This is a genomic window from Steroidobacter sp. (genome assembly GCF_036406195.1).
GTDB lineage: Bacteria > Pseudomonadota > Gammaproteobacteria > Steroidobacterales > Steroidobacteraceae > Steroidobacter.
Window position 1 is genome coordinate 109,193 of the sequence record NZ_DASWVW010000061.1, and the last position, 19,463, is coordinate 128,655.

Here is a 19,463-nt window from a genome sequence, read left to right on the forward strand (position 1 = left end):
ACTTGGCCTCGCGCGCTCGGGGACTCCCGCAAATTGTGGGCGACCGGCGACATCACACTGCGCGAGTGTGACGGCGTTCTCGTTGCCGACTGCGTCACAGTCCTAGCATCCGGACTCCGGCGGCTTCGCCTTCGTGAAATCGCGACGGTTGGATTCAGAGGTCCAGGATGTGAACGCGCTTGTCGAGACGACGATGCAGGAGCCTGATGCACGCCCCATCCGCGCACGCGCCGAACACATTTCCCTCGAAGCGAGCCTCGAGGAGGCTCCCAAGAAGCGCGTCCATCGCCGCACCCTGCTCGATTACACATTGACCAGCAAGCTGCGTGGCTGTCACACGCGCCTGGCGCTGCTGGACGAGCATTTCCTCTCGGTACAACTGTCGCGCCCCGACAGCGAGCCGCGCAAATACGATTTCGATCTGCGTTTCGCCAGCGCCAAGCCGGTGATCGTGCGCCACGTCGCCTGGTTCTGGCTGGCGCTGGCCGTGAGCCTCGCCCTGCTCGCCGGCTGTGCGCTGTGGCTGCTGTGGCCGCAAACCGCCGCCGAATGGCTCGGCCCCGCACCGATCACGGCGGTGAGCGCGCTGATAGCCTCGTGCGCATCGGTCTTGATGTTTCTACGCCGCACTACCGAGTCGCTGGAATTTCTCAGCGTGCACGGCGGCGTAACGCTGATCAGCGTCACCGGCGCCATCGGCAGCGCCCGCGAAGGCAAGAAATTCTTCGTCGAGCTGATCAAGAGCATCAACGCCGCCAAGCTCGCGCGGCCGCAGCCGACCCACCAGTTTCTAAGAGACGAGATGCGCGAGCATCATCGACTGCGCGAGCTCGGCGTGCTGACCGAATCGCAGTACGAAGCCAGCAAGTCTCGCATCCTCGCAGCACATTAATCAGGCTCCCCGCGAACGAAGCGCCCGACGTCGATCTCGGCGCGCAGCGGTAGATGATCCGACGCACGCTTGGCCAGCGGCGTGGTGTGCACTTTCACCGAGACGATGGCTTGCACCGGCCTCACCCAGATGCGCGTCAGCGCCAGGAACGGCCAGAACGAAGGAAACTCCGGCGGCGCCAGCGCTTTGCCCAGGATCTTGTGCGCGTCGCGCAGCGTGCCGGCGCTGGGGAGCCATTCATTCATATCGCCGAGCACGACCGTCGGATGATCCGGCGGCGACGCCGCGACCGCTGCCAACAACTGCCGCCATTGGAAACGCCGCTCCGAGCGACTCAACCCGAGATGCGTGGCCATGACTCGCAATGCCCGGCCGCCGACGTCCAACTCGACATCGAGCGCGCCGCGCGGCTCCCACTTGCCGAAACTCAAATCGTGACGATGCACACTGATCACGGGAAAGCGTGTCAGCAACGCGTTGCCGTACTCGCCGCTGTGACGCACGATGCGCATGCCCGGCACCGCCGCCATGTCCATGGCCTCGGATAGATATTCCAGCTGCTTCGAGTCGTCGTCGTCGCCCGGCTCGTTGTCGACTTCCTGCAAGGCGTAGATATCGCAGTCGAGCTCTTTCAGCACGCTGGCGATGCGCGGCGGCGAGCATTTGCGATCCAGCCCGATGCAACTGTGGATGTTGTAGGAGCCGATGGAAATACGGCGCGCGCCAGGGGCCGGCGACTGTTTCACCACGCCGCCGTTGGCCCCGGCTTCAGACAGTGCGCGCGTCGCGGACGCCATGTCGCTCGGAGGTGGACGCTGCCGATATCAGCCAACGCCGCACGTACCAGCTCGCGCCACCCAGCAGGAACAGCACGAAGCCAATCGCCCAGTAGTTGATGCGGCCCGGATCGTCCAGCCAGGTCGAGAGCTGGTCGCCGAACACCGTCGAGGTGAGCGTGCCGGGCAGAATGCCGAGCGCCGTTCCCAGCAGGAATTCCCACATCCGCATGCGGATCGCGCCAGCAACCACGCCTTCCACCGCAAACGGCGCCAGTGGCACCAGCCGGAGGGCCGTCATCGCGATCACTCCACGACGGCGCAGCACCTGCAGAATCCTGTCGAGCTTCGCGCCCGCTATGCGCCGGATGGTCCCTGGAGCGAGGCGCTGCCCGGTAACGTAGTTGCTCAACGCCGCGATCTGAATTCCGGTCATGGCAATGATGAAACCCCAGATCGGCCCATAGGCGATCACCGCGAACAAAATGATCAGCGGCCGGGGAAACATCACATACGAAGCGGGCGTGAACGCCAGCAGCGTCGCGATCGGCACCCACCAGGTCTTGCCCACATCGCGCGCCCAGCCGGTGATGCGACTGCCATCGAGGTACTCGGCCAACGGCGTGAATTGCCACAAGGCCGTCAGGGCTATCAACGCCGCCGCGATACCGGCGAGCTTGCCCCACGACGGTCCGGCCGGCAGATCCAGGGGCTGCCTCGCTCTGGGCCGGTTCGTAGCAAACGCGCCGCCCTGCTGGGCCGCCATGCTGGTTTCCTCGCTCGTGGAGCTGAAAATTTGCGCCAGGTCGGTCAGCTCGACGGGCTTCTCCGGGTCGGCGACACTGATGACACTCAGCAACGTCTCGGAAATCTGCGTCAGACCTTCCAGCGGCTTGAGCGTGCGATCCTCACGCCGCAGCCCGTCGATCGCGTCTCGCAGGTTTCCGGCGCTGGCGACGGCTTCGTTCACCTGCGCGGCTTCGAAGCCGAGATGTTCGGCCAGCAGCAATGAACGCAAGCCACGAATCTGGCTCTGCACGTCCTCGCGGCCGCACGCCTCGATGGTGAGATCGCATTCGGTGTCCATGCCCATGGAACGATTCGCCAGGTTGGCCGAGCCGATCCGCACGATGTCGTCGTCGATCACGATCATCTTGGAATGCACATCGATGCAGGTGCCTTCCTTCAGTCCGGCAATGAACGGATAGAAGGCGCGGAAGCGGTTGTATCGATCCGCGTCGCGCAGCTTTTGCACCAGGCGCGTGCGCAGCGTCTGCATGGTGAGCTCTTCCAGCCAGCCATGACTCAACTCGCGCAGCACTACGATGATTTCAGGTCCCTCGGGCTCGGCCAGGCGCGCAGCCAGGGCGTCACCGATCTTGTCGGCGGTGAAGTATTGGTTCTCGATGTAGATGCTGCGCTTCGCCGCCGCGATCATGTCCAGATACAGCGCTTCGATCTCGCGCACGCCAGCATGGCCATTGACGGCCGGTTCGGTACGCGAGATGCCGACCTGTACGTTCTCGAGATGGGCGGATAACGAGCGAGGCCAACGCGACGTTTTCAACTCCTCCGCCGCGGCCCTGCGTCGAATGATCCTGCGTTGCGCCGCCGCTGGCCTCAACGTCTCGCCAGTCGCCTTGCGCCAACGCTCACGCACCAAGTCGCCCAAAGCACGCGCCGCGTCGCCTTCGACCGCCATCATCAGATCATGAAAGGGCGGATATGCGGTTCCTTTGACGTGCCGATGCTCATCGTTGGGCGCGTGCTGGTTGGTGTCCCAGCGCCGATAGGTAAGGTCGATGCCGCCGTTGAACGCCACGGCATCGTCGATCACCACGATCTTCTGATGATGCGAACCACCGGTGGGATGTGTGTTGTCGTAACGAAAATGCACGCGCCGGTGCGGCTGCCAGCCCAGGCCGTAGAACGGCGCCCATTCGCGATCCAGCCCGAAGATCATCGGGTAGTCCCAGATCAGGATATGAATGTGCAGGTGACGATTGCGGCGCGCCAGGTCGTTCAAGAGCTCGCCCAGCTCCAGCTCGCAATGCTGCGGATCGCTGCACAACAGACGCGTGCGGCTGTGAAAATCCCAGCCGGTGATCAGGATGGAGCGCTTGGCCTCACGCGCCGCTTCGACGAATGCCCGGAAGTAGTTGTCGCCATCGATCATGAACGCCGCGCGCCGCGCATGCTCCACGCGCCAGCAATTGTGGCCGGGCCGGAACAAAGAGCGGTTGGCGGACGCGGACATGGCTGCGAAGGGCGCTTGCAAAAATGGCAACTGAGTTGGCGACGGGGGCCATCCCAGCCCCCGCCAGCACGTTGTCGGTGAAACGCTCGCAGCGCACGGCCGGTTCCAACTCAGTAGCCTTTCGCTACGTCCACCACGGACAACATCCTATCTCCGGCGATGTAGCGCCGCAGGTTCTCGCGCACGACCTGCAACTGCGCGTCCAGGCCGAGATCCGAGTCACTCGCCACGTGCGGCGTGATGATGACGTTGGGCGCCTTCCACAAGGGATGGTCGGGCGGCAAAGGTTCGGGGTCGGTCACGTCCAACCCGGCGCCCGCGATCTTCTTGCTCTTCAGCGCCTCGACCAGATCAGACGTCACGACACTGCCACCCCGTGCGATGTTGATCAGATACGCCGTCGGTTTCATCTTCTCGAACAGTGCGGCATTGAAGATGCCCTGAGTCTGCGCTGTCAGTGGTGCCGTGTTCACGACGAAGTCCGCTTCGCTCGCCAGCTTCGGCAACTCATCCGGCAATCCGACGTAGCTCACAAACTCGGGGCCAGTACGACCGCTGGCGCGCGTCGCCGTGACTTTCATGCCGAGCGCGTGCGCGCGTTTGGCGACTTCCGTGCCGATGCCGCCGAGACCGACCACCAGCATGGTCTTGCCAGCGACAACCGACGCGCGACCGGGCGGAGCGGCGCCGCGTGCCCACTTACCCTGCGCCTGAGCGGGAATATACAAATCGAGGCCGCGCGTGAACGCCAGCGTCAACGCCATCACATGCTCGGCGATGATCGGCCCGCTGATGCGCTGCATGTTGGTGACCAGCAGATTGCGTTGCTTGACGGCGGGAATGGACACGCAATTCTCCACGCCGGCGGTGGTCAGCTGAATCCACTGAATGGCTTTGCCGGCGGCAATCACGTCGGCATCGCAGAAACCGATGATCGCGTCGACACTGGCGATCTTGGCTTTGGCTTCCGGCGTGCCGGCGACCAGCAATTCGACATCCGGCGCGGCCGATTGCAGCGCCGTGCCGCTTCTCGCAGCAAATCCACCGAGCAGGATACGTTTGGGTTTGCGCCAGCCCTTGCGCTCCTTCACCGCCGTGTCGGCCTGTTCGAGCCCGTAGTGGTCGATGACATTGGCAGCGGAATTTTCCGCGGCATCGGCGCTTGTCGCGAACAGGACAATGAGACAGGCGCTGACCAGGAGGGAGCGGCACTTCATCCAGGAACCTCCGCTGAGAAACGTTGATAGTGGTCGTTACCGCCAGAGGGAGGTCTGGCGGGTTTCGCTTTGTATCACAACGCCGTTGCGCTGTATTACAAGTGAAGGACGATGTTGCCCGTTTGTTACGCCACGCCGTACTTCTTGAACCACGCGAGCATCTTCTGCCACGCGTCCTTGGCATCGGCTTCGACGTACGAGGGACGGTAGTCGGCGAAGAAGGCATGTCCTGAGTTGGGATAAACGACGATCTCCGTATCCACCTTCGCGTTCTCCAGCGCCGCGCGCATCTGCTCGACCGTGTCGAGCGGAATGCCCTGGTCCTTGGCGCCATACAAGCCAATCACCGGCGCGTTGAGATCGGCGGCGATGTCCACCGGATGTTTCGGCTGATTCTTGGTGGGCTCACCCACCAGGCGGCCATACCAGGCGGCGCCCGCTTTGAGCTGTTTGCTGTGTGCGGCATACAGCCAGACGATGCGGCCGCCCCAACAGAACCCGGTGATGCCGAGCTTGGCCACATCGCCCTTGCCCGACTCCTGCGCGAAATTCACTGCCGCATCGAGATCGGCCATGACTTGCTCGTCCGGCACCTTGGCGACGATGGGACGAATTGCGTCGATGGTCTCGAGCTTGGAAACATCGCCCTGACGGAAATACAGCTCCGGCGCGATGGCGTAGTAGCCGAGCTTGGCGAGGCGACGGCAGATATCCTTGATGTGTTCGTGCACACCAAAGATCTCCTGCACCACCAGCACCACGGGGAACGGCCCGCCCTTGGACGGCATGGCGCGATAGCCGGGCAGTTCCTCCTGCCCCACCGGGATCGTCACATCGTTTGCATCGATGCCGCTGCTGTCGGTCGTGACGGTTGCCGCCCCGATGGGTTGCACCGCCAGCGCAAACCCCGCGGCAGCCAGACCGCTCGCCACCACATCGCGGCGATTCAGCTCGACACGCGAGAACACATTGTCGATTTCCGTGCGCACATTCTGGCTCATGACGGTCCCCTGTTCATTACTGAGAGCCCCGCCGAGTGTAGCCAGCCAGGATGGCGCTCGCTACACCAGCACCCGCTCGATCCCGCCCGCGTTCGCCTTCTGCACATACTCGGGCAACCAGTTCTCCCCGAGTACATGCCTGGCGATCTCGATCACGATGTAATCGGCGTCTATGTCGGCGTCGTCGTTGTAACGCTTCAGGCCCTGCATGCACGACGGACAGGAGGTCAGAATTTTCACATCGCCCTTGAAGCCATCGGCGCGCAACTTCTCCGCGCCCTTGCGCATTTCGATTTCCTTGCGGAATCGAACCTGCGTAGCCACATCGGGGCGGCTGACCGCGAACGTGCCCGACTCCCCGCAGCAGCGGTCGTTCTTCTCGACCTTGCCGTTGACCTGATCGTTGATCAGCGTATTGACCACCTTCATCGGGTCATAGCTCTTGATCGGGGTATGACACGGGTCGTGATACATGTAACGCACGCCCGTGACACCCTCGAGCCGCACGCCGCGTTCCATCAGGAACTCGTGAATGTCGATGATGCGGCAGCCGGGGAAGATTTCGTCGAACTTGTAACCCTGCAACTGATCGAAGCAGGTGCCGCAGCTGACCACCACCGTCTTGATGTCGAGATAGTTCAGGGTATTCGCGACCCGATGGAACAGCACGCGATTGTCCGTGATGATCTTCTCGGCCTTGTCGAACTGACCCGTGCCCCGCTGCGGATAGCCACAGCATAGATAGCCCGGCGGCAACACCGTCTGCACGCCGACCTGCCACAGCATGGCCTGCGTGGCCAGACCGACCTGCGAGAACAACCGTTCCGAGCCGCAGCCCGGGAAATAGAACACCGCCTCGGAATCGCTGGTGGTGCGCACGGGATCTCGAATGATGGGCACGTAATGCCGATCCTCGATATCCAGCAGCGCCCGCGCCGTTTTCTTCGGCAAGCCACCCGGCATCTTTTTGTTGACGAAGTGGACGACCTGCTCTCGCACCGGCGGTTTGCCGGTCGTCGCAGGCGGACGCGCCGTCTGTGCAGAGGCCACCACACTCAACGCCCGATTCGCCAGCCGCTGCGCCTTGAAGCCCCACTCGATCATCGCAGTGCGCACCAGCTTGATGGTCTGCGGATTGGTCGCGTTCAGGAAGAACATCGCCGACGCGGTGCCTGGATTGAAGCGCTTCTTGCCCATCCGGCGCAGCAGATCGCGCATGGCCATGGACACGTCGCCGAAATCGATGTTCACCGGGCATGGCTTCTCGCACTTGTGACAGACCGTGCAATGGTCCGCCACATCCGAGAACTCGTCCCAATGACGCAACGACACGCCCCGACGCGTCTGCTCTTCGTACAAGAACGCTTCGATGAGCAGCGACGTCGCCAGAATCTTGTTACGCGGCGAGTAAAGCAGGTTCGCGCGCGGCACATGCGTTGCGCACACCGGCTTGCACTTGCCACATCGCAGACAGTCCTTGATCGCATCCGAAATGGAGTTGATATCCGACTGCTGCATGATCAGGGACTCGTGTCCCAGCAGATTGAAGCTCGGCGTGTACGCGTTGCGCAGATCGCCGCCGGGCATCAGCTTGCCCTTGTTGAAGCGGCCATCCGGATCGACCCGATCCTTGTAGCAGCGAAATTCCTCGGTCTCCTCGTCCGTCAGGAACTCCAACTTGGTGATGCCGATGCCGTGCTCACCGGAAATCACGCCGTTGAGACCGCGAGCGATCTTCATGATGCGCTCTACGGCCCGATTGGCCTGCTGCAGCATCTCGTAGTCGTCGGAGTTCACCGGAATATTGGTGTGCACGTTGCCGTCGCCGGCATGCATGTGCAGCGCCACCCACACGCGGCCGCGAAGCACACGCTTGTGGATTTCCTCCACGCCTTCGAGAACCGGCAGATACGCGCCTCCAACGAACAGGCGGCGCAGGTGCGCGCGCACCTCCGTCTTCCACGAAGTACGCAGCGAGCGATCCTGCACGAGATCGAACACACGAACATTGCTGTCGCGTTCGATGCGTCGCTCGAAGTCGCTGCGCAATGGCGCATAGCCCAGCGCCATGAGCTGCGGCAGCGCCTCGCTCAATGGCGTATCCAGGTGCTCTGCAAGATACGTCCAGCGCGCGAGCGCGTCCGCGATGACTTGCTGAGCCTGAACCTGACGATCGCCGAGCAATTCGGCGCGCGACACGCTGACCAGGTCGGGATCGTCGACCTTGCCCAGCGGCACATCGGACTCGAAAAAATCCCGCAGCTCGGTGAGCATCTTGAGCTTGTTGGCGAACGACAGCTCGATGTTGATGCGTTCGATGGCGTCGGTGTAGTCGCCCATCCGCTCCAGCGGAATCACCACGTCTTCGTTGATCTTGAAAGCGTTGGTGTGTTTGGCGATGGCGGCCGTGCGTGAGCGATCCAGCCAGAACTTCTTGCGCGCATCCGGATTGACGGCGACGAAGCCCTCGCCCGCTCGACTATTGGCAATGCGAACGACTTCGGAAGTGGCACGTGCAACAGCATCCTCGTCGTCACCGACGATGTCACCCAGCAGCACCATCTTCGGCAAGGAGCCGCGCTTGGACTTGGTCGCGTACCCGACGGCGCGCAGGTAGCGCTCGTCCAGATGCTCCAGGCCGGCCAGTTGTACACCCGTCGTGCGCGCCTGGTTGTCGAGAAATGTCTTGATCTCGACGATCGATGGAATCGCATAGCGCGCGTGCCCGAAGAACTCCATACACACGGTGCGCGTATGCTTCGGCATGCGATGGAGAATCCAGCGCGCCGAAGTGATCACTCCGTCGCAACCTTCCTTTTGCACGCCCGGCAAGCCGCCCAAGAACTTGTCTGTAACGTCCTTGCCCAGCCCCGCCTTGCGGAACTTGCGGCCTTCGATATCGACACGCGCCGTGCGCATCACGCGCGCTCGCGAGGGATTGTCGCGGCCGTCCTTCCAGACCAGCTCGAACTTCGCGACCTCGACATCGTGAATCTTGCCGCGTTTGTGATCTAGGCGAGTGACCTCCAGCCAGTTGCCGTCGGGATCGACCATCCGCCACCACAGCAGATTGTCGACTGCCGTGCCCCACAGCACCGCCTTCTTGCCGCCGGCGTTCATGGCCACGTTGCCGCCGATGCACGAGGCATCGGCCGAAGTGGGATCGACAGCAAACACCAGGCCCGCACGCTCCGCCGCATCGGACACGCGACGAGTCACGACACCCGCGCCACTGAAAATCGTGGGCACTTGGGTACCGGGCGTGGCAGCACCGGGAACATCGACGGTTTCGATGTCGCCCAATGTTTCCAACTTCTCGGTGTTGATCACGGCCGACAGCGGCGTGAGCGGAATCGCGCCGCCGGTGTAACCCGTGCCGCCACCGCGAGGAATGATCGTGAGCCCCAGCTCGATGCAAGCTCTTACCAGCGCGGGAATCTCGTGCTCGCTGTCCGGCGACAACACGAGGAACGGATACTCGATACGCCAGTCGGTCGCGTCCGTTACGTGCGATACACGAGCGAAAGCATCGAAGCGAATGTTGTCGTCGCGAGTGTGACGCTCGAGCAAACGGCGCGCACGCTTGCGAAGCTGCACCAGCCGGTCGAAATCGTCTGCGAACGACTGCACCGCGCGCCGCGCGGCTTGCAACAGCTCGCCGACCTTGCGATCGCGCTCCGGATCGGAAACATCGCGACGCCGTTCGACTTCGTTGAGCCGGTGATGCAAGGCCTCGATCAACAGACGACGGCGCTTGGGACTGTCGACCAGGTCATCCTGCAGATAGGGATTCCGCTGCACTACCCAGATATCGCCGAGCACTTCGTACAGCATGCGCGCCGAGCGGCCGGTGCGGCGCTCGCTGCGCAGCTCATCGAGGATGGTCCACAACGGCTCGCCCAGCAGCCGGATGACGATTTCGCGATCCGAGAACGAGGTGTAGTTGTAAGGAATTTCGCGCAGGCGAGCGGCGGGCGCCGGGGCAGCGGCTGCCGGCTCGGCGGCATCGAGCGGTAGGGACAGGTTGCGCAAGGTAGTAAGGCGACGGCCCGGGACAGGTGTGGAGCGCAATTGTAGAGGTAACAGTCCGGTCGATGAAGGCAGCAAATGCTGATAACCCATTGATCCGGGCAATCCTTTATATTCCCCAAACCAATCTGCATAAGCCCTCCCGCCCCATCCGACATGAACACCTACCTGTCCGCGCTGGAAGCCCGGCTGATCGGCTGCCTGATCGAAAAGGCCATCACCACCCCCGATCAGTACCCGCTGTCGCTCAACGCCCTGACCAACGCGTGCAACCAGAAGAGCAACCGCGACCCGGTGCTGAGCCTGGACGAGCGCGCCGTGCAGGAAGCCGTGGAGGGCCTGGTGAAGAAGCACCTGGTGCTGGAAAAATCGGGCTTTGGCAGCCGCGTGCCCAAGTACCAGCATCGCTTCTGCAATACCGGCTTCGGGTCGTTCGAGTTCACGCCGGTGCAGACAGCCATCCTCTGTGAGCTGCTGCTGCGCGGCCCGCAAACGCCCGGCGAGCTGCGCACTCGGGTGCCGCGCATGGCCGAGTTGCGCGACGGCGCCGAGGTCGATTCGGCGCTGGAAGACCTTGCCACGCGACCGGACGGACCTTTCGTCAAACAGCTGCCGCGCGAGCCAGGCCGTCGCGACTCGCGTTACGCGCATCTGTTCAGTGGCGAGGAAGGCTTGCCGACGGTGTCGGAGTCGATGCCCGAGGACGCACAAGCTCAACCTCGGTCGAACGCCGCCGGCGAAACTCGCAGCTCGCTGCAAGACCGCCTGCTGAGCCTGGAACAGCAGGTCGCCGCGCTCCGGGAGCAGCTTGAAGAACTGCGCGCCAGCATTAAATCCCCGTAATACAGAAGATTCCCGGCAAACTTTGCCGCCGCCGGGCCGTCTTACTGGCATTGAATTGAAACCCGGATGGGAGGAGCCTCAATGCTTGTCAGAAGATCTTTGAATCGGGCGCCCTGGGCCGCGGTCAGTGCGGCCACACTGGGTCTGGCGCTCGCCGGCTGCTCGGGCTTCGCGGAGGGCAATACGGTCGAACCGGCAGCTTCGAATCCGGCGCCGGCCGTCGCTACCGCATCTCCAGGCAATGTCGCGGCTGCCCTGCCTGATTTTGCTGCGCTGGTCGAAAAGTACGGCCCGGCCGTGGTGAATGTCGCCGTGGTGGGCAAGAGTCAGCCCGTGACCGACTTCCCCGGCGTGTCGCCCAATGATCCGTTCTACGAATTCTTCCGCCGCTTCGGTCAACCCGGCGGCCCTCGCGGTGGCAACAACATGCCTGCGCCGCGCGGCGAAGGCTCGGGCTTCATCGTCAGCCCGGATGGCTACATCCTGACCAACGCGCACGTGGTGGAGAACGCCAAGGAAGTCACGGTCAAGACCACCGACCGGCGCGAGTACACCGCCAAAGTGGTCGGCTCCGATCCGGCCACCGACGTTGCGGTTTTGAAAATCGACGCCAAGAACCTGCCCACGGTGAAAATCGGCGATCCCTCCAAGCTGCGGCCGGGTGAATGGGTGATCGCCATCGGCTCGCCGTTCGGTTTCGAGAACAGCGTCACCGCCGGCATCGTCAGCGCCACTTCGCGCTCCATGCCGGGCAGCAACTACGCGCCCTTCATTCAGACCGACGTCGCGGTGAACCCGGGCAACTCCGGCGGCCCGCTGTTCAATCTGAATGGCGAAGTGGTCGGCATCAACTCGCAGATCTACAGCCGCAGCGGCGGTTACATGGGCCTGTCGTTCGCGATTCCCATCGACGTAGCCAACAACGTGCAGCAGCAGCTGATATCCACCGGCAAGGTCACGCGCAGCCGCATCGGCGTCTCGATTCAGGACGTGAATGCGCAGCTGGCCGAATCGTTTGGTTTGGACCGTCCGCGTGGCGCTCTGGTCGGCATGGTCGAACCGGGCGGCCCCGGCGCGGCGGCCGGCATCAAGGCCGGCGACGTGATCGTGAAAGTCGATGGCGTCGAGGTGGAAACCTCCTCGCAGGTGCCCGGCATGATCGCCTCCAAGAAGCCTGGCAGCAACGTTTCGATCGAGGTGTGGCGTAACGGCGATATCAAGCGCCTGACCGCCAAGCCGGTGGAGATCATCGAGAAAGGCACCAAGGTCGCCAGCCGCGGCGGTGCCGATGCCGACGAAACCGCCAAGCTCGGCCTGGCGGTGCGGCCGCTGCAGAAGCAGGAGAAAGAGCAGGTCGACACCGAGGGCCATCTGATCGTCGAGGACGCCGACGGCCCGGCGGCCGCGGCAGGCGTGCAGCGGGGCGACATCATCCTCGGCGTCAACGGCAAACCGGTGAAGTCGGTGGAAGATCTCAAGGAAGCCACGCGCAAGACCAAGGGCAAGGTCGTCGCCCTGCTGATCCAGCGCGACAACGCCCAGATCTTCGTGCCAGTGCGCATTGGCTGATGCGGTAAATCATTGTGCGCGACCGGTGATGGCAGAAACTCTCCTCGGCAACATCTCCCCTCTGCCTTCACCGGCCGGCGCACCCTCCACGCGCATGAAACTACTGCTCATCGAAGACGATCTGCAGGCCGCCGAATATCTCATCAAGAGCCTGCGCGACGGCGGCTACAGCATCGATCACAGCCCGGACGGGCGTGACGGGCTGGAGAAAGCCACGCAGGGCCGCTACGACGTGATCATCGCCGACCGGCAGCTGCCGCACGTGGACGGGCTCGCCATCATCACGGCCCTGCGCGAACGCAACGATCGCACTCCAGTGCTGATTCTTTCCGCGCTCGGCACGGTCGATGACCGGGTGCACGGACTGAAAGCCGGCGGCGACGACTATCTCACCAAACCTTTCGCGTTCGCCGAGCTGCTGGCCCGCATCGAAGCGTTGAGCCGGCGCGGCACCGCCCTGGCCGAAGCGAGCCGCCTCAAAGTGGCGGATCTGGAGCTGGATCTGCTGGCTCGCAAAGTGACGCGCGCCGGCCAGAACATCGATCTCACCACCAAGGAATTTCAGCTGCTGGAATTTCTGATGCGGCGGCCCGGCCAGGTGGTCACCCGCACCATGCTGCTCGAAGGCGTGTGGAACTTGCACTTCGATCCGCAGACCAATATCACCGATGTGCACATGAGCCGCCTGCGCAATGCCGTCGACAAAGGTTTTTCGCGCCCGTTGATTCACACCGTGCGCGGCGCTGGCTACGTCCTCAAGGAATGACCGACGGAAAGCGGCTGGTGGTTAGCGGTCAGGGGTTAGTGTAAGAGGCGCATCTCTTGGACTAACCACTAACCGCCAACCGCTACCGCTATCGTCGTAGAATGCCGCCACGATCATTTCCTTTCCGAGCAGCGAACGCATGACCGAAGTCGGCCATCCGGATGCCGCCGGGCCGACGACGCGCCCGCGACCGCGCATGCGACTGTCCACGTCGCGGCTCGCCATGCTGTTCATTGTGATTTTTGCGGCCGGCGTGACGCTGGTGCTCACCGCGGTCTATTTCCTCACCGCGCGCGTGCTCGATCAGGAAGTCGATGCAGTCATCAACTCCGAGGTCAACAATCTCGTTGACGACTATTCACGCGGCGGCCTGCTGCAACTGATCTCGACCCTGCATCGGCGCGCCGACGGCTGGGGCCGCACGGGCGCCGTATATCTGCTGGTCGAAAGCAATGGCTTTCCTCTCGCCGGCAATCTCGCCCGCTGGCCGCAGCAATTCACTCGTTACAACGATTGGATCGAATTCGAAATCGACGCCAGCGAAGCCGGCGGCGCCGTGTCACATCCGGTGCGTGCGCAAATCATTCGTCTGCCAGGAAACCGTTGGCTGCTGGTAGGCACGGACATCCTGGATCGCAGCCGACTCGCCTCGCGGCTGCGCACCGCGATGTTCTGGGGCGTGGGCGCAAGCGTCCTGTTGGCGACGTTGTTCGGCTTGAGTTACAGCCGGCGCATTCGCCGTCGGGTTCGCGCCGTCGCCGCCACTTGCGAATCCATCATGGCCGGCAATCTGTCACAACGACTCCCGGTCGAGCCCGCGCACGATGAGTTCGATGCGCTCGCCACCGCGGTCAATCGAATGTTGGAGACGATCGAGCAGCAAACGGAGATGCTGCGAATGACGTTCGACAGCGCAGCCCACGATTTGCGTGGCCCGTTGTATCGCGCGCGCGTGCGCATCGAGGAATCGCTGCAACACGAAGGCATCGCCGACAACATTCGCGAGACCATGGAAGCGACGCTCGCCGAGCTCGATCGCGTGCAGCGAACCTTGGGCACGTTACTGCAGATCGCGCAGACCGACGGCCGTGGCAGTGACGTTCCGACGGAGGAAGTCGACGTGGCCGCCCTGGCCCGCGAGCTGGTCGAGCTGTATCAACCCGAGGCCGGCAATAGAAACATCAACCTCGAATACCAAGGCGACGAGACAGCCTGCGTGCACGGCAATCGCCAGCTGCTGGCGCAGTCGGTGGTGAACCTGCTGGAGAACGCCATCAAGTATGTGCCCGAAGGCGGCAAGGTCGAAGCCGCCGTTCGCGCCGTGGGCGACTCGGTCACACTCACCGTCGCCGACAACGGCCCCGGCATTCCCGAAGCCGACCGCGCTCGCATCCTGCAACCTTTCGTCCGCCTGGAGCGCGACCGCGACCAGGTCGGCAGTGGCCTCGGCCTCAGCCTGGTCGCCGCCGTGATGCGCTTACACCGCGCCACCATCGAGCTGCTCGACAACCACCCCGGTCTGCTGGTGCGCTGTGTGCTCCCCGTGCGCAACCAGCTGGCGCTGAATCGCGCCTAGCGTCGCTCGAACGATTCCACATAGAACAGCTCACAGGCGCCGTTGCCGGTGTCCTTGCGGGTGAGCGAGCTGGTCCAGGTGAAATTGTTCGGGCCGCGCACGCTGACCAACTGGCCTCGCAATCGAACGATGTTGCCGATCTTCACGCTCGCGAGCCGATCTTTTATCACGCTGTCCGCGGGAATCAGATGCATGTTGGATGCGTTGAGCATCGCAGTGTTCAGATCGATGGCCTGCTCGTCGGGATGGATCGAAAAGAAACGTCCGCCCTGGCGGATGCGGAAATGCTCCAGCACGGCACTGTCGGACATGGGGCCCCAACCCAACGCGAAATCGACGGGCGATAGTCGGGCCCCGCCGTCGACTCGATATTTCTCGACCGACAGCACGCGTGCTTCGACGTCGAAGTCGGCCAGCGGCGTCAGCTGATAGTCACCGAATGAAAACGGCGGGCGCTCGACCAACACCTGGACGGGCTCGGCGCTCACCAGCACGCCCGGTGGATGCTCGACGGGCCGACTCTCCACCAGCGCGGCCATGCCCACGCAGATGGCCACCAACGCCAACACGATGCGCCAATGAGCAAACATGGCGCGCAGCGTACTGGCCGCCCAGCGGCACTCGCAGTGCGCACATCACATTGTTATTGCGCTTCGACTTTCACCCAGATCGACAGCTCATTGCCGCCGGTGCTGTAGTTGCGGCTGAGGATGCCGCTGTCGGTGCGCGTGGACGACTCGCTGACGCCGCCCAACTGCATCCAGGTGCCAAGACGCCCGATCACCTGAGTATTCAGAGACTGTGACTGAATACCGCCGCCGGCGACACGCTCGTCCTGTTGCGCGATATCCAATATTACCTGATCGCCATTCACGCGCGGCGTGACCATGAAGCCGCGCTGCAGATCGCGATGTTCGATGACTCCGCCGACGAACGGTCGTCGCCCACCGCCGACTGCGACGGCGGTCACGATCGGCACCGTGTTGCCCGTCGAAATGAATGCAGCGTTGCCCTCCAGCACCGACACACTCGATACGCTGGAGCTTTGTGTCTGCAGGTTGCGTTCGCCGGCACGCACGGTGGCACCGGAACCCGAGCGCGGCCGCTCGTTGACCGAGATCGAGCCATCACCCGTTCGAAGCGTGCCGGAGGCCGACGCTTCCTCGCGCTGAATGTCCTGTGCTGTGCTCCGGCGCACAGAAACCAACATCTGTCGCTGTTGTTTATCCAACTGCTCGACGGCTGCACGCAGTTGCGCCAGATTGGCGCTGCTGGTGCGCACGAACAGCTTGTAGTCCTGCCCGCTCAGCGCGCCCCCTTGCTCGAGCAACGGCTGCAGCACAGGGATCAACTCCTCGGCGCGCCGATGCTTCAGATCGATGACAGTGAGCGACTGCGCCCAGGCCACTGCCGCCATCAGACAGGCAGCGATGCCGAGCCAGGTCCCTCGCCGCAAGCCGCGAAACTGCTGTCCAAGAGTATTCATGAAGCCTCGTGCAATGCACTAAGTCACTGTCTGGCGGAGATTTCCCACCGCCAGGGCAATCGCCTAAGCGTAAGGTGCGGCTTCATCGTGCCGCAGCCCCCTCAAGCCCGGCCGCATTATGCCGAATCAGCAGATGGCGGCCCTTGAACCGCGTTCTGATCCGATAACCCTGTCTCAATGAATCTGATCCTCGGCATCGTCGTGGTGTTCGGCTGCGTGCTGGGCGGCTTTGCCGTGCACGGCGGTCATTTGGGCGCGCTCTGGCAACCCTCGGAGCTGCTGATTATCGTCGGTGCCGCCACCGGCGCATTGATCATCGCCAATCCCTTCAGCGTCACCAAGCGGGTGGCCGCGAGCATTCCGGCGCTGCTGAAAGGCTCGCCCTACAAGAAGGACCACTACCTCGAATTGTTCTCGGTGATGTACGAACTGCTGACCATCGCACGCAAGGAAGGCATGATGGGCCTGGAGCGCGTCATCGAAGACCCGGCCAACAACGAGCTGTTCACGAAGCGCCGGCTGATCCTCGACGACCCTCACGCCGTCGAATTCATTCAGGACTACCTGCGCCTGATCATCAGCGGCGACATGGATCAGTACCAGCTCGAAGCGCTGATGGACCTGGAGATCGAAACCCATCACCACGTCGGCGAAGAGCCGGCGCAGGCGCTCAATACCATCTCCGACTCGCTACCTGGCTTCGGCATCGTCGCCGCGGTGCTGGGCATCGTGAACACCATGGGCGCACTCGGCGGTCCGCCGGAAGAGATCGGCATCAAGGTGGCTGCGGCGCTGGTCGGTACCTTCCTCGGCATCCTGCTCGCATATGGATTGCTTGGCCCGATGAGCAGAGCGATGGAACGTCGCGCTCGCGAGGAGAACCATTTCTACACGGCCATCAAGACCTGCATCATGGGTTTCCTGCAGGGTCATCCACCGCAGATTGCGATCGAGTTCGGCCGCAAGTCGACGCCAGCCGAGCTGCGCCCGAGCTTCAAGGATCTCGACGCGCAGTTGCGGGGCAAGAAGTCCTGACGGGCCGGGCACGCCATGGCACGCGGCAACGGTCGGAACGGCGAGGCGGGCGCGCTGGTCATCATAAAGAAGGTCAAGAAACGAGGCCCCGGTCATCATGGCGGCTCGTGGAAAGTGGCGTTCGCCGACTTCGCCACGGCCATGATGGCGTTCTTTCTCTTGCTGTGGCTGATGGGCACCGCCACCCAAGAGCAGAAGGGCGCCATCTCCGAATACTTCAACAATCCGTCCGCGGCGCCGGGCACGAGCACCGCGCCCTCGGCCACTTCGATGCAAGGTCCTGGCGGCGCCAGCACCAGCATGATCCAGCTGGGAGGCGGCATGGAGTTGCACACCAATACCTCTGCCGACGACAGCTCGCCTCGCCAAGACCATGCGATGAATGATGACGAGGCCGAGAAACGTGCCGAAGCCCTCGACCGCGAACGTCTGCAGTCACTGCTCGAAGAACTGAAACGCGGTATCGATGCGCGCGAAGCGCTGGCCAAGTTCAAGGATCAGATCCTGCTGGACGTAACCCCCGAGGGTGTGCGCATCCAGATCGTCGATCACGATCGCCGCTCGATGTTTCCTCTGGGCAGCTCGCGGCTGGAAGAGTTCAGCGCCAGGATCCTTTACGAGCTGGCGGACATCATCAAGTCGGTGCCCAACCGCATCAGCATCAGCGGCCACACGGACATCAAGCCGTACGTCGCCGCCAACTACAGCAACTGGGAGTTGTCCGCCGACCGCGCCAACGCCGCGCGGCGCGCCCTGGTCACTGGCGGCCTGCCTCCAGACAAAGTCGGCCGAGTCGTCGGCCTGGCCTCCAGCGTGCTCCTCGACACCGCAGTACCCGACAGCCCGGTGAATCGCCGCATCAGCATCATCGTCATGAACCGCCGCACCGAGGAAGCCATCCGCCACGAGAACGGCACCCTCCTCGCCGTTCAAGCTCCCGGCGCTACCGAAGAAAGCTCCGCACCCGTGGGCGCATCCAGTGATGGTGCGGCCGCTGATGTCGCATCCAGCGCTGATGTCGCTATTGCGCCGATCGCGGCGGCAGGATTGGCAGCTCCGGTTGGAGGCTGACAAGCTAAAAGATGGGAACAGCTCGTTTCTGCGGAAACACGTTTCCGCAGAAACGCCGAATGTTAAATTCCGCTCTGATCTCGAGCTCGCGCGCCGTCACACGCGGACTGGAGCGCGCATCAAAGCGCGAGGTGCATTGCGCGCTCCAACGGTTGAGCTAAGCGGCGGCCCGTCAGGGCCGTACGCTTCAGTGAATGGTTAGCTGGCGGCGCCCAGAACCGACACCCACAAGGTGTAACCGATACCTGCAACATAGAGCCCACCAAAGACCTCCTTGTTATGGCGGGCAAGCCAGAGCGGCAGATAGATATCAAAGTTGTCCTGGCGCTCAAAGGTATAGCGCGCTGCCACATCGGTCAGTGGGCACCGCATGCCATTGACCAGAAGAACAGCGACCTCAAGAAGGACGAACCCAATCAGGCCCCACGCCACCCTCACGTTTCCGGCCAGCGCAAAAGCCGGGATCGCAACGATGGAACCTGCAAAGACCGCCCACACCAGAGTGTGGATTGCCTTGATGGCACGCAGCTTCGACTCAGGTTCCACGCTGTCTTCCCTAAGACTTAATACGCCATCCAACCGCTAGCATTCAGCCGGCGCCCTTCTTAGGCCGCTCGGCTGCAATGGTTTGTTGGGCCTCCCACCCCTTTTGATTACTTGATGCACCTTACGGAGATACTCCTGTTCTCGAAGATGGAACCGCACCAGGAAGGTCAATGCAACGAGGCCACACACAGCCAAACCCGAAGCAATGAGCACATAGTCGCGGAGCCCGAGTGCCGGCAGCCAGAACAACAGAGGTGTAACAACAAATACCGCTCCGATCTTCCCCTTCATAGGCCCACGAAGCGACGCGAGTGATGACGCGGGTCTTCTGCGAAGCCCGTCCGCTCTGTCAACGAACTTCTGTAGCGAAAAGCCCGTGTCATGGTCGCTCACGGACAA

Annotated in this window: 15 protein-coding genes; 7 read left to right on the forward strand and 8 right to left on the reverse strand. The window is 62.9% G+C overall.

Annotation, left to right across the window (positions count from 1 at the left end; all coding sequences use genetic code 11):
• The first annotated feature begins 193 nt into the window (after window positions 1-193).
• The gene (locus tag VGE08_RS24155; RefSeq protein WP_331070493.1) at window positions 194-892 is read left to right on the forward strand and encodes a hypothetical protein; all 699 of its coding nucleotides are present in this window, start codon (window positions 194-196) and stop codon (window positions 890-892) included.
• Here the strand turns inward: VGE08_RS24155 and VGE08_RS24160 are convergent.
• The 5 genes from VGE08_RS24160 to VGE08_RS24180 all read right to left on the reverse strand — a co-directional run bounded on the left by VGE08_RS24160 (window position 889) and on the right by VGE08_RS24180 (window position 10,265).
• Complete coding sequence (locus VGE08_RS24160; protein WP_331070494.1) at window positions 889-1,689, reverse strand: endonuclease/exonuclease/phosphatase family protein; 801 nt, start codon at window positions 1,687-1,689, stop codon at window positions 889-891. The two genes, VGE08_RS24155 and VGE08_RS24160, sit on opposite strands and share 4 nt — an antisense overlap.
• Window positions 1,661-3,925 (reverse strand): VTT domain-containing protein, encoded by a 2,265-nt coding sequence (locus VGE08_RS24165; protein WP_331070495.1) that lies wholly within the window; start codon window positions 3,923-3,925, stop codon window positions 1,661-1,663. The genes VGE08_RS24160 and VGE08_RS24165 overlap by 29 nt, the downstream gene beginning before the upstream one ends.
• A 110-nt stretch (window positions 3,926-4,035) precedes the next feature.
• A complete protein-coding gene (locus VGE08_RS24170; RefSeq protein WP_331070496.1) occupies window positions 4,036-5,142 on the reverse strand; it encodes a D-2-hydroxyacid dehydrogenase in 1,107 nt (368 codons plus the stop codon).
• Window positions 5,143-5,267: 125 nt separating this feature from the next.
• On the reverse strand, window positions 5,268-6,143 hold the full coding sequence (locus tag VGE08_RS24175) for a dienelactone hydrolase family protein (protein WP_331070497.1): 876 nt from the start codon (window positions 6,141-6,143) through the stop codon (window positions 5,268-5,270).
• A 60-nt stretch (window positions 6,144-6,203) separates the two neighbouring features.
• Window positions 6,204-10,265, reverse strand: coding sequence for a DUF3683 domain-containing protein (locus tag VGE08_RS24180; protein ID WP_331070498.1), 4,062 nt, complete (start codon window positions 10,263-10,265; stop codon window positions 6,204-6,206).
• Window positions 10,266-10,328: 63 nt separating this feature from the next.
• Between VGE08_RS24180 and VGE08_RS24185 the strand changes: the two genes are divergently transcribed.
• The 4 genes from VGE08_RS24185 (at window position 10,329) to VGE08_RS24200 (ending at window position 14,926) form a co-directional block, all read left to right on the forward strand.
• Complete coding sequence (locus tag VGE08_RS24185; RefSeq protein WP_331070499.1) at window positions 10,329-11,015, forward strand: YceH family protein; 687 nt, start codon at window positions 10,329-10,331, stop codon at window positions 11,013-11,015.
• 81 nt (window positions 11,016-11,096) lie between these two features.
• Window positions 11,097-12,584 carry a DegQ family serine endoprotease gene (locus tag VGE08_RS24190; protein WP_331070500.1) on the forward strand — a complete coding sequence of 496 codons (1,488 nt, stop codon included), beginning with the start codon at window positions 11,097-11,099 and terminating at the stop codon, window positions 12,582-12,584.
• Between the two features lie 94 nt (window positions 12,585-12,678).
• A complete protein-coding gene (locus tag VGE08_RS24195) occupies window positions 12,679-13,350 on the forward strand; it encodes a winged helix-turn-helix domain-containing protein (RefSeq protein ID WP_349258798.1) in 672 nt (223 codons plus the stop codon).
• A gap of 139 nt (window positions 13,351-13,489) precedes the next feature.
• Complete coding sequence (locus VGE08_RS24200; RefSeq protein WP_331070502.1) at window positions 13,490-14,926, forward strand: HAMP domain-containing sensor histidine kinase; 1,437 nt, start codon at window positions 13,490-13,492, stop codon at window positions 14,924-14,926.
• Here the strand turns inward: VGE08_RS24200 and VGE08_RS24205 are convergent.
• A complete protein-coding gene (locus VGE08_RS24205) occupies window positions 14,923-15,516 on the reverse strand; it encodes a hypothetical protein (RefSeq protein WP_331070503.1) in 594 nt (197 codons plus the stop codon). The two genes, VGE08_RS24200 and VGE08_RS24205, sit on opposite strands and share 4 nt — an antisense overlap.
• A gap of 53 nt (window positions 15,517-15,569) precedes the next feature.
• Window positions 15,570-16,412 (reverse strand): secretin N-terminal domain-containing protein, encoded by an 843-nt coding sequence (locus VGE08_RS24210; RefSeq protein ID WP_331070504.1) that lies wholly within the window; start codon window positions 16,410-16,412, stop codon window positions 15,570-15,572.
• Between the two features lie 177 nt (window positions 16,413-16,589).
• Here VGE08_RS24210 and motA point away from each other — a divergent pair, with 177 nt between their 5' ends.
• Together motA and motB are read left to right on the forward strand one after the other, a co-directional pair.
• On the forward strand, window positions 16,590-17,447 hold the full coding sequence (motA, locus tag VGE08_RS24215; RefSeq protein ID WP_331070505.1) for a flagellar motor stator protein MotA: 858 nt from the start codon (window positions 16,590-16,592) through the stop codon (window positions 17,445-17,447).
• Window positions 17,448-17,462: 15 nt separating this feature from the next.
• Window positions 17,463-18,518: a flagellar motor protein MotB gene (gene motB / locus VGE08_RS24220; RefSeq protein ID WP_331070506.1), complete on the forward strand. Its 1,056-nt coding sequence runs from the start codon at window positions 17,463-17,465 to the stop codon at window positions 18,516-18,518.
• A gap of 198 nt (window positions 18,519-18,716) precedes the next feature.
• On the opposite strand, the gene VGE08_RS24225 is transcribed toward motB, so the two are convergent.
• Window positions 18,717-19,064: a hypothetical protein gene (locus tag VGE08_RS24225; RefSeq protein WP_331070507.1), complete on the reverse strand. Its 348-nt coding sequence runs from the start codon at window positions 19,062-19,064 to the stop codon at window positions 18,717-18,719.
• Window positions 19,065-19,463 lie beyond the last annotated feature (399 nt).